The sequence below is a fragment of the Pseudomonas sp. 43NM1 genome, from assembly GCF_002836905.1.
Classification (GTDB): Bacteria; Pseudomonadota; Gammaproteobacteria; order Pseudomonadales; family Pseudomonadaceae; genus Aquipseudomonas; species Aquipseudomonas prosekii.
Window position 1 is genome coordinate 32,550 of record NZ_MKGS01000155.1, and the last position, 10,601, is coordinate 43,150.

Sequence of the window (10,601 nt, forward strand, 5' to 3'; positions counted from 1 at the left end):
CTTCACACGGACGTGAAGCATGCTCACCCGCCCTACCCTCGACCAGCGCCAATTCGCCCGTCAATTACGCGCTAACCAAACCGACTGCGAACTCCTGCTCTGGCAGAAGTTGCGCGCCCGACAAATCGCCAATCTGAAATTTCGTCGGCAGTTTCCATGCCCGCCGTATGTGCTGGATTTCTACTGTGCCGAATTGAAACTGGCGATAGAACTTGATGGTGGGCAGCACTATGAAACCTCGGGCAGGATTCATGATCAGCGGCGCACGCTCTACCTGCGGCAGAGAGGGATTGAGGTTGTCAGGTTCAGTAATCTGGAGGTGATTGAGCGGATGAGTGATGTGTTGGAACAGATCATCAGGATTGCTGCGAATCGAATGCGGTGATTCTGATCTGGAATCGCCCCTCACCCCAGCCCTCTCCCCAAAGGGGAGAGGGAGCCGACCGAGGTGTCTTGCGCTATGCATCGACCTGAAAGATCGAGCCGAACTCAGGTTTTGAAAACGATAGAGATCAGCCCCCTCTCCCCAAAGGGGCGAGGGGACTGACCGAAGTGTCTTGCGCTACACATCGACCTGAAAGATCGAGTCGATCTCATGTTCTGAAAACAAGCGGCTTCGAGCCGAACCCCGACCTCGAAGACGACAGAGATCGGCCCCCTTTCCCCCTCTCCCCTCTGGGGAGAGGGTTGGGGTGAGGGGTGGCTTTTGAAATCGAAGAAGATCAAACCGGCTGCAACCTCTGTTCAAACACGCTCACCCCATCCAGATCCCGCAACACCACGCTCATTTCGCCGCTCTGCCCTTCGATGTTCACTTCGCCGAAGAACTGAAATCCGGCAAACGGCGAGGTGTTTTGTGCGGGAGGGGCTTTCTCGAACACCACTTCCGGGCCAAAAGTTTTATCCAGTGGATTCGGCCCGAAGCTGCCGGCATTCAACGGCCCGGCGACGAATTCCCAGAACGGCTCAAAGTCCTGAAACGCCGCGCGGTCGGGGTGGTAATGGTGCGCGGCGCAGTAATGCACATCGGCCGTCAGGAACACGAAATTGCGCACCTTCTGCGCGCGCAGGTAACCGAGCAATTCGGCGATTTCCAACTCGCGGCCCTGCGCCGGTCCCGGGTCGCCATTGGCCACCGCTTCCCACCGCGTGACGCCCGCGCTGACCTCGCCATCCGGCACACCGAGGCCAATCGGCATGTCCGCGGCAATGACTTTCCACTGCGCGGTCGAGGCTTGCAGCGACGTCTTCAGCCAGTCGAGTTGTTCGCGTCCGAGGAATGGTTTGGCGGCGCCAAGGTTGTCGTCATTCGCCTCGCGATAGCTGCGCATGTCCAGCACAAACACATCGAGCAGCGGCCCGTAACCGAGCTTGCGATAGATCCGCCCGCCGTTGTCAGCGCTCTGCAAACGCATCGGCGCGTATTCGAGCCAGGCCTGGCGCGCACGGCCGACCAGGCTGTGGATATCTTTGCTCTTGTAGCGCTCATCGAGTTGCTTGCCCGGCGACCAATTGTTCACCACTTCGTGGTCGTCCCACTGCCAGATCTGCGGCACTTCGGCGTTGAAGCGGCGGACGTTTTCGTCCATCAGGTTGTAGCGATAGTTGCCGCGATAGTCGTCGAGGGTTTCGGCGACATGGCTTTTCGCTTCGCTGGTGATGTTGCGCCACACCCGGCCATTTTCGGTGGTCAGTTGCGCCGGCACCGGGCCGTCGGCGTAGATGGTGTCGCCGCTGTGGATAAAGAAGTCCGGCAGACGCAGGCGCATCGCTTCGTAGATACGCATGCCACCAATGTCCGGGTTGATCCCGAAACCCTGGCCGACGGTATCGCCGCTCCAGACAAACCGCAGGTCACGCCGGGCCGTCGGCACGCTGCGCAAATGACCGAACCACGGCTCGCTGGCGACGCCGCTTTGCGCGTCTTCAAAATGCACACGGTAGAAAATCGCCTGATCGGCGGGCAGGCCGCTGAGTTCGACGCGGGCGGTGAAGTCGGTGCGCGCGTCGGCCAGCGGCGAGACGAAACGTCGGGGGTTGGTGAACAGGCTGCGGGTGTCCCATTCCACCACCATCCGCGCCGGCCGGTGGCTGCGGCTCCAGACCATCGCGCGGTCGCCGAGCAAATCGCCGGACTGCACGCCGTCGGTGAGTTGCGGGCGATCCTGAACCGAGGCGATCACCGCTGGCGCCAGGCCCGGCAACAACAACCCGGCGCCGACCGCCTGAATGACGCGACGGCGACCGAGATCGAATTCGCTCATGGTGTTCTCCCTGAGAAAAGGAAAACTTAAGCATGTGCAGATGAAACCGCTGTGACACCCCACATCCCTTGTAGGAGCGAGGCTTGCCCGCGAAGGCGATCCAACAGTCAGCACATGTGTTGAATGCTAAACCGTCTTCGCGGGCAAGCCTTGCTCCTACAGAACAGGGGTGTCAGGCGTTGACCGGTTCTACCGCCAATTCCACCACTTCCGGCCGTTTCAGCAGTGCATACGTCACCGCCGTCAGCAGACTCCCGGCGACAATCGCCAGCAGATACAGCAGCGCGTGGTTGATCGCATTCGGGATCAGCAGGACGAACAAACCGCCGTGCGGCGCCATCAGCTTGCAGCCGAAATACATCGACATCGCACCGGTCAGCGCGCCACCGGCGATGCTCGCCGGAATCACCCGCAACGGGTCCTTGGCAGCAAACGGAATCGCCCCTTCGGAGATAAAGCACAGGCCCAGTACAAACGCCGCTTTACCGGCCTCGCGTTCAGTCTGGGCGAACTTGCGTCGGGCAATGAACGTGGCGATGCCGAGGCCAATCGGCGGCACCATGCCGGCGGCCATGGTCGCGGCCATCGGCGCATAACTCTGCGAGGCCAACAGCCCCACCGAGAACGCATAAGCCGCCTTGTTGATCGGCCCGCCCAAGTCCACGCACATCATCCCGCCGAGCAACACACCGAGGAGAATCGCGTTGGTGGTGCCCATGCTGTCGAGGAAATGCGTCAGCGCTTCGAGCATCCCGGCGACCGGTTTGCCGACCACGTAAATCATCACCAGGCCGGTGAACAGACTCGCCAGCAACGGGATGATCAGAATCGGTTTCAGCGCTTCAAGACTTTGCGGCAAACGCGCATAACGATTGATCGCCTGCGCCGCGTAACCGGCAATGAAACCGGCAATGATCCCGCCGATAAAACCGGCGCCCAGGGTGCTCGCCAACAGCCCGCCGATCATCCCCGGCGCGAGGCCCGGACGGTCGGCAATCGAATAAGCGATATAACCTGCGAGCAACGGCACCATCAGTTTGAACGCGGTCTCGCCGCCGATCTGCATCAGCGCCGCAGCAAGCGTGCCTTCTTCCTTGAACGCGGTGATGCCGAAGACGAACGACAACGCGATCATCAAGCCGCCCGCAACGACCATCGGCAGCATGAACGACACGCCGGTGAGCAGGTGTTTGTAGACGCCGGACTTCTCTTGTTTGGCCGGGCCTTTGGCGCCGGTCGCAGCGGTTTCCTGCTTGCCTTCGGCCAAGGCTTTATTGAGCGTGGCTTCGGACTGTTTCAGCGCGATGCCGGTGCCGCAGCGGTAAATCTTCTTGCCGGCGAAACGCTCGGTGGCGACTTCGATATCGCACGCCAGCAGCACCACATCGGCATCGGCAATTGCCGCCGCGCTCAGTGGATTGCGCGCACCGACCGAGCCCTGGGTTTCGATCTGCAAGTCATAACCCAGACGCTTGGCCGCTTGCTGCAAGGCTTCGGCGGCCATAAAGGTGTGAGCAACGCCGGTCGGGCACGCGGTGATCGCGACCAGACGCGGGGCGTTTTTGGCGGCTGCAACCGCTTCGTCAGCCACATAAATTTCAGCTTCTTCAGCGCCACGCCGCAGCACCGCTTCAACATCTTGCAGCGCTTGCGCCGGGGTGCTGCGAAACACACGTTTGCCGACGAATCGCGACATGTCGACCGGCGTGCTGGTGACCAGCAACACCCACTCGGCGGACTCAAGGGTGGCCGCCGACAACTGGCGTTCCGGGTGCGCGGCGTCGACCACTTCGACGCTGGTGCTCCAGCCCTGCCGCTGGGCCGCGGCGTCGAGCAGCCGGGCGCACAGCACACTGGTAACCATGCCGTTGGGGCAGGCCGTAACGATGGCTAACTTCATGACAACCCCTCTTATTGTTCTGTCAGGAGGCGCACGCGCACGCCCTGTTCGAGCTGCGCCAGGTGCGCGACATCACTGATGCCGAAACCGATCTGCGTGACCGCCATCGCGGCAATCGCGGTGGCCGTGCGCAAGGTCTGCTCAGGCGTGTCGGCACTGAGCAAACCGTGGAGCATGCCGGCCAGCAGCGAGTCGCCGGCACCGACCGTGCTGACCACGCTGACCTTCGGCGGCGTGGCGTGCATCGCCGCGCCGACACTGAACCAATTGACGCCATCGGCGCCGTGGGAAATCACCACATGTTCGACGCCTTGCGCGTGCAAACGGCTGGCGGCCTGCGCCTGCGCAGTCACCGAAACCACTTCGCAACCGAGCGCTTCGGCGAGTTCTTCGGTGTTCGGTTTGATCAGCCACGGCGCAGCCGCCAACCCTGCGCGCAAGGCCTCGCCGCTGGTGTCCAGCGCCACGTTCAAACCAAGACTTTTCAAACGCACGATCAACCCCTGCAACCACTGCGCAGTGACCCCGCGCGGCAAACTGCCGGCAACCACCACGGCATCGTGGCCCGGCGCGATCTGCTCGAGCCGATCAAGCAACGCCTGTTGCGCGGCGGCGCTGACCTGCGGGCCGGGGCCGTTGATGTCGGTGATGCGTCCGTCGCTTTCAGCCAGTTTGATATTGCTGCGGGTTTCGCCGGGCACGCGAATGAACGCGTCGACAAAACCGCGTTTGGCGAACAGGGTTTCGAACGCTTGCAGGTTGTCTTCACCGAGAAAACCGCTGACCGTCAGTTGATGCCCGAGGTCGGCGAGCACTTGCGCGACGTTCACGCCTTTACCGGCGGCGTGGGTGTGCATCTCGTCGCTGCGGTTGACCTGACCGGGCGCCAGCGCCGGCAATTCGACGGTGAGGTCAAGTGCCGGGTTGAGGGTCAGGGTTAGAATCTTGGCCATTACAGGGCCTCCACTAATGCGCGCACTTCATTGGCGCTGCCCACGGCCAAGGCCTGTTGGGCGAGAATTTGCGTCTGGGCCAGGTCGAGTTCGCGGATGCGTGCCTTGACCTCGGCGATGCTGCGTCCGGAAACACTGAGCTCGTCGACACCGAGGCCGACCAGCACCGGCACCGCCAGCGGGTCTGCCGCCAGTTCGCCGCACACGCCGACCCATTTGCCGTTGGCATGCGCGGCACGCACGGTGATGTCGATCAGTTGCAGCACCGCCGGGTGCAAGCCGTCCGCCTGGGCCGACAAGGTCGGGTGCCCGCGATCGATGGCCAAGGTGTATTGGGTCAAGTCGTTGGTGCCGACGCTGAAGAAGTCCACTTCCTTGGCCAGCACCGGCGCCAGCAAAGCTGCCGACGGCACCTCGATCATGATCCCCAGTTGCAGATCGGCGACCGGGATTTCCAGACGCAAGCGCTCAGTCATGTCGCGCGCCTGCCGCCACTCATCGACGCTGCCGACCATGGGAAACATGATCCGCAATGGACGGTTATCGGCAGCCCGCAGCAAGGCGCGCAATTGCGCTTCCATGATCTGCGGACGTTGCAGGGTCAGGCGAATCCCGCGCACGCCGAGGAACGGATTTTCTTCCTTTTCAATCGGCCAGTACGGCAGCGGTTTATCGCCACCAACGTCAAGCGTACGCACCACCAATGGCCGACCGGCGAGACCATCGAGGACGCGGCGGTATTCGATTTCTTGCGTGGCCTCGTCCGGCGCTTGCGAATGCGCCATGAAGATCAATTCGGTACGGAGCAAACCGATGCCTTCGGCGCCCTGCTCGACCGCAGCAGTAACCCCGGCGCTTTCACCGATATTGGCGAACACTTCGACCGCGTGGCCATCACGGGTCAGCGCCGGTTGATGACGTTGTTCAGCGGCGGCTTTCAAGCGTTGTTCGCGGGTGTCACGCTCTTCGGTGGCGCGCTGCAGCGTTGCAGCATCGGCGTCGACGTGCAGGCGACCGCGCTGGCCGTCGATCAGCAACGGCGTGCCCGGCGCCAGCAGCAACACCGCTGCGCCGGCGCCGACCAAGGCCGGAATGCCCAAGGCGCGGGCGACGATGGCGCTGTGTGCCGTGGCGCCACCGCGAGCGGTGAGAATCCCGGCCACGCGCGCCGGATCAAGACGCGCGACGTCGGACGGGCCGACCTCGTCCATCACCAGAATGTACGGTTGCTCGGGTTCGCTCGGGGTCTCGATGCCGCACAGTTGCGCCAGCACGCGACGGCCGATATCACGCAAATCGGCGGCACGCTCGGCGAGCAGCGCGTCCTTGAGCGATTCCTGTTGTTTGGCCGCCGCTTCGATCACCGCCATCCACGCCGCTTCAGCGCTTTCGCCCTGCTTCAGGCGCGTGTCGACTTCATCGGTCAATTCCGGGTCGTCGAGCATTTCCTGGTGCGTGATGAAGATCTCGCGAATCGCCTTGGATTTGCTGCGTTCGATCAAACCTTGAATGTCGCGCCGAACATCCGCCAGTGCACTGTGCAGACGCTCGCGTTCGACCGCCGCAGACTCGCCGCGCAGCGGGTAATCGATGGCTTGCAGCACTTGAATATGCGCCGGGCCGATGGCGATGCCGGGCGCCGCGGCGATGGCCTGAATCAGGCTGCCGGACTTGGGCGCCAGCAGCACTTCGGCGACATCGGCAAACACTTCGCGTTGCTGACTGACTGCCGGCAACGGCTCGACTTCTTCGCCGAGGCCTTCTTCGATAGCCGCCAACAGCGCCGGCAAGGCATCTGCGGCAATGCTTAGCTCGGCAATAAATTCCAGCACCTGACCGCGTCGCGCGCCGAGGCTCAGCAGTTTGCTCAGGCTCTTCACCGACACCGCGCTGTCCGCGCCATCGACGATGCGCACACGAATCTCGCCGTCAAAGTTCTTCGCCAATTGCGCGAGGATCTTCGCCGGGCGCGCGTGCAAACCGTGGGCGTTGGCCAGGGCAATGCGCGCGCTCGGCCAATCGACCGGCACTTCACCGCCGAGCACTTCGAGGACTTTGCGGCTGCTGGTGGCGCGGCCCAATTCGTGGCCGCGCCCTTCGATCAGCAACGCGCACAGTCGCTCGAGCAACGCCTGATGCGCTTCGCCAAGGCTGGCGAGGCAGAACAGGCCGCTCAGTGGCTGGCCGAGGTAGCGCATCGGTTTGTCCGGGGTGACGAACGCCAGTCCCGGGCGCTTGACCGTTTGTTCACTGTGCAGCCACCACAAACCATCGCCCAGCGGCAGCGCTTCGACTTGTTGCAACACCGCGGCGAAACCGTTGCTCACGCAATCGGCCTGACGCAGCAGACGCGCGCCGCGCCAGACCAGTTCTTCGAAGTCATCGGCCGACACGCCGAGGCCGATCATTTGCGCGTCCAGGGCCAATTCCTGCGGCGCGCCCTGGAGCAATTTGAGCAACGCTTCGGCGCTGCTGGCGCGGCGCAAGGCCTCGCCCAGATCGGTCTCGCCGAGGGCACGGGTCAGCAGTTGCAGCAAGCGCAGGTGTTCATCTGATTTGGCCGCAATGCCAATCGCCAGGTAGACGATCTGGCCATCACCCCAATCAACACCTTCGGGAAATTGCATCAGGCGCACGCCAGTGGTGAACACCTGATCGCGGGTTTCCGGAGTGCCATGGGGGATCGCAATACCTTGACCGAGAAAGGTCGAGCCCTGCGCTTCGCGCGCCTGCAGACCGGCGAGGTAACCCTCGGCGACCAACCCGTCGGCGACCAAATGCTGGGCCAGCAGGTGCAGCGCGGCGGACTTATCCACAGCCGTCTGGGCCATGGATATCTGCTCTATGGTGAGCTCGAGCATGCTTTCTCCTTTTTGGCGCCAAGGGACGCCAGGTATTGTTCTGAATGAATCAGCTTTAAATTGAATCAGCTTAGGCCTTTTGCGCACACTTGGCGGTTTCGCGGCAGAACCGGCCAATGCAGCCTTAACGCAGAAAATACGCTTGCTGAAACGTTTAATCTAGAAAGTTTGGCACGTTACTCGATTATGACTCATCCTAGAAGTCCAACTTGTCGGATGCGGTGCGACATGGGTCGCCTGCCTGAATCGGGTAGGATTGGCGAAAATGTCGGGGCAAGCTCGAAAAAACAAGGAATTCCCGAGTTGAAACTCAGTGATATCGCACAGTTGGCCGGCGTGTCCGTGACCACCGCCAGTTATGTCATCAATGGCAAAGCTACCCAGCAACGCATCAGCAGCGCGACGGTCGAGCGCGTGCGCGCGGTGGTCGAGCAGCATGGTTTTACCCCTAATCCGCAAGCCGCCGGTTTGCGCAGTCGGCACACCCGCACGCTGGGTTTCATTCTGCCGGATCTGGAAAACCCCAGTTACGCGCGCATCGCCAAACTCTTGGAGCAAGGCGCCCGCGCACGCGGCTATCAATTGCTGATCGCCAGTTCCGACGATGCGCCGGACAGCGAGCGGCAGTTGCTCAAGCTGTTCCGTGCACGGCGCTGCGATGCGCTGATCGTCGCCAGTTGCCTGCCGACCGATGACGACAGTTATCGCCAGTTGCAGGCCAAAGGCATGCCGATCATCGCCATCGACCGGGTCATGGAGCCTGAGCATTTCTGTTCGGTGATCAGCGACGACCGCGAGGCCAGTCTGCAACTGACCCAGAGCCTGCTGCAGCCGTTGCCCAAGCAGATCGCGCTGATCGGCGCGCGTCCCGAGCTGAGCATCAGCCAGGAACGGGCCGCCGGGTTCAAGCAAGCGCTGGCCGGGTTCAAGGGTGAAATCTTCATCGAGCAAGGCGAGTCGTTCAGCCGCGAGTGCGGCAAGCAACTGATGGAAGAATTACTCCAGCGCCTGGGGCATTTGCCGGATGCGCTGGTGACGACTTCCTACGTATTGCTGCAAGGCGTGTTCGACGCTTTGCATGACTTCCCGTTGAAAACCCGGCCGCTGCGCCTCGGCACCTTCGGCGATACGCAGTTGCTGGACTTCCTGCCGTTGCCGGTCAACGCCATGGCCCAGCAGCACCAGTTGATCGCCGATAAAGCGTTGGAATTGGCCTTGGCCGCCATCGAACAATCGGATTATCAGCCGGGCGTGCAGGCCATCGCGCGGACTTTCAAGCAGCGCATTTTGCAGGACTGAACCGTGCAGCTGATCGACAGCCACACTCACCTGGATTTTCCGGATTTCGACGCTGATCGCCCGGCGCTGCTGGAACAAAGCCGCGCCCTCGGGGTGCGGCAGATGGTGGTGCTGGGGGTTCATCAAGGCAATTGGCAGCGGGTCTGGGATCTGGTCTTGAGCGATGCCGATTTGCACGCGGCGTTCGGTTTGCACCCGGTGTATCTGGATCAGCATCAACCCGAAGACCTGACAGCGCTCGGTGATTGGCTGACGCGCCTGGCCGGTCATCGGCAGTTGTGCGCGGTGGGCGAGATTGGCCTGGATTACTTCATCGAAACCCTTGACCGCGAGCGCCAGCAGGCATTGTTCGATGCGCAGTTGCAACTGGCAGCGGACTTTGAATTACCGGCGCTCATTCATGTGCGTCGCAGTCACGCGGCAGTGATCGCCACGCTCAAGCGTTTTCGTCTGAAGCGCGCGGGGATTATTCACGCGTTCGCCGGCAGCCAGGAAGAGGCGCGCGAATACCTCAAGCTCGGTTTCAAACTCGGCCTCGGTGGCGCCGCGACCTGGCCGCAGGCGTTGCGCATGCATAGGGTGTTGGCGCAGTTGCCGCTGGATGCAGTGGTGCTGGAAACCGACTCGCCGGACATGGCACCGGCGATGTTTCCCGGTCAGCGCAACAGCCCGGCGCACTTGCCGGCGATCTGCGCGGCGCTGGCCGACATTATGGCGATCAGCCCTGCGCAACTGGCGGCGGCGAGCACGGCGAATGCCTGCGAATTGTTTAACTGGTAGGTAGTTGCATACATTCCCTGTGGGAGCGAGCTTGCTCGCGATGGCGCTGTGTCAGTCATCATCAATGTTGACTGTCAGTACGCCATCGCGAGCAAGCTTCGCTCCCACAGGGGATTGCGGGGTAATCAGACGCGGAATGCGCTGATCAGTTGTTTCAGTTCCAGCACTTGCGCCGACAATGCGCGGCTGGCGTTTTCGGTCTGATGCGCGCCCTCGGCGGTGCGCTCACCGGCGCGGTTGATCTCGACGATGTTCTGGTCGATGTCGTGGGCCACCGCTGTTTGCTGCTCCACGGCGGCGGCGATTTGCTGATTCTGGTCGACGATCATGCCGACCGCGCCGAGGATGTTTTCCAGCGCTTGCTGGACCTTCTCCGACTGCCCGACCGTGCCACTGGCCATCTGATGACTGACGCCCATGGCTTTCACCGCCGCGCCCACTCCGCCGTGGAGCTTGGCGATCATCTGCTCGATTTCTTCAGTGGATTGCTGAGTGCGCTTGGCCAACGTGCGCACTTCATCCGCCACCACCGCAAAGCCCCGGC

The 10,601-nt window shown here is 62.3% G+C and carries 8 protein-coding genes; 3 read left to right on the top strand and 5 right to left on the bottom strand.

What is annotated here, in order from left to right; translation table 11 throughout:
• The first annotated feature begins 19 nt into the window (after positions 1-19).
• The gene (locus BI292_RS18230) at positions 20-385 is read left to right on the top strand and encodes an endonuclease domain-containing protein (protein ID WP_101208682.1); all 366 of its coding nucleotides are present in this window, start codon (positions 20-22) and stop codon (positions 383-385) included.
• Positions 386-722: 337 nt separating this feature from the next.
• Here the strand turns inward: BI292_RS18230 and BI292_RS18235 are convergent, their stop codons facing one another.
• The 4 genes from BI292_RS18235 to ptsP all read right to left on the bottom strand — a co-directional run bounded on the left by BI292_RS18235 (position 723) and on the right by ptsP (position 7,978).
• On the bottom strand, positions 723-2,264 hold the full coding sequence (locus BI292_RS18235; RefSeq protein WP_101208683.1) for an alkaline phosphatase: 1,542 nt from the start codon (positions 2,262-2,264) through the stop codon (positions 723-725).
• A gap of 172 nt (positions 2,265-2,436) precedes the next feature.
• Positions 2,437-4,164, bottom strand: coding sequence for a PTS fructose-like transporter subunit IIB (locus BI292_RS18240; protein WP_101208684.1), 1,728 nt, complete (start codon positions 4,162-4,164; stop codon positions 2,437-2,439).
• 11 nt (positions 4,165-4,175) lie between these two features.
• A complete protein-coding gene (pfkB, locus tag BI292_RS18245) occupies positions 4,176-5,117 on the bottom strand; it encodes a 1-phosphofructokinase (protein WP_101208685.1) in 942 nt (313 codons plus the stop codon).
• Complete coding sequence (gene ptsP / locus BI292_RS18250; protein WP_101208686.1) at positions 5,117-7,978, bottom strand: phosphoenolpyruvate--protein phosphotransferase; 2,862 nt, start codon at positions 7,976-7,978, stop codon at positions 5,117-5,119. Before ptsP ends, pfkB begins: the two co-directional genes overlap by 1 nt.
• A gap of 303 nt (positions 7,979-8,281) precedes the next feature.
• Here ptsP and cra point away from each other — a divergent pair, with 303 nt between their 5' ends.
• Together cra and BI292_RS18260 are read left to right on the top strand one after the other, a co-directional pair.
• Positions 8,282-9,277: a catabolite repressor/activator gene (gene cra, locus BI292_RS18255; RefSeq protein WP_101208687.1), complete on the top strand. Its 996-nt coding sequence runs from the start codon at positions 8,282-8,284 to the stop codon at positions 9,275-9,277.
• A 3-nt stretch (positions 9,278-9,280) separates the two neighbouring features.
• Positions 9,281-10,057: a TatD family hydrolase gene (locus BI292_RS18260; RefSeq protein ID WP_101208688.1), complete on the top strand. Its 777-nt coding sequence runs from the start codon at positions 9,281-9,283 to the stop codon at positions 10,055-10,057.
• A gap of 125 nt (positions 10,058-10,182) precedes the next feature.
• Here the strand turns inward: BI292_RS18260 and BI292_RS18265 are convergent.
• The coding region (locus tag BI292_RS18265; RefSeq protein ID WP_256592708.1) for a methyl-accepting chemotaxis protein at positions 10,183-10,601 on the bottom strand (419 nt) is incomplete at its 5' end.

Coding starts and splice junctions, on each gene's coding strand:
- BI292_RS18240 (WP_101208684.1), bottom strand. CDS start 4,164: ATGAAGTTAGCCATCGTTACGGCCTGCCCCAACGGCATGGTTACCAGT.
- BI292_RS18235 (WP_101208683.1), bottom strand. CDS start 2,264: ATGAGCGAATTCGATCTCGGTCGCCGTCGCGTCATTCAGGCGGTCGGC.
- ptsP (WP_101208686.1), bottom strand. CDS start 7,978: ATGCTCGAGCTCACCATAGAGCAGATATCCATGGCCCAGACGGCTGTG.
- pfkB (WP_101208685.1), bottom strand. CDS start 5,117: ATGGCCAAGATTCTAACCCTGACCCTCAACCCGGCACTTGACCTCACC.
- BI292_RS18230 (WP_101208682.1), top strand. CDS start 20: ATGCTCACCCGCCCTACCCTCGACCAGCGCCAATTCGCCCGTCAATTA.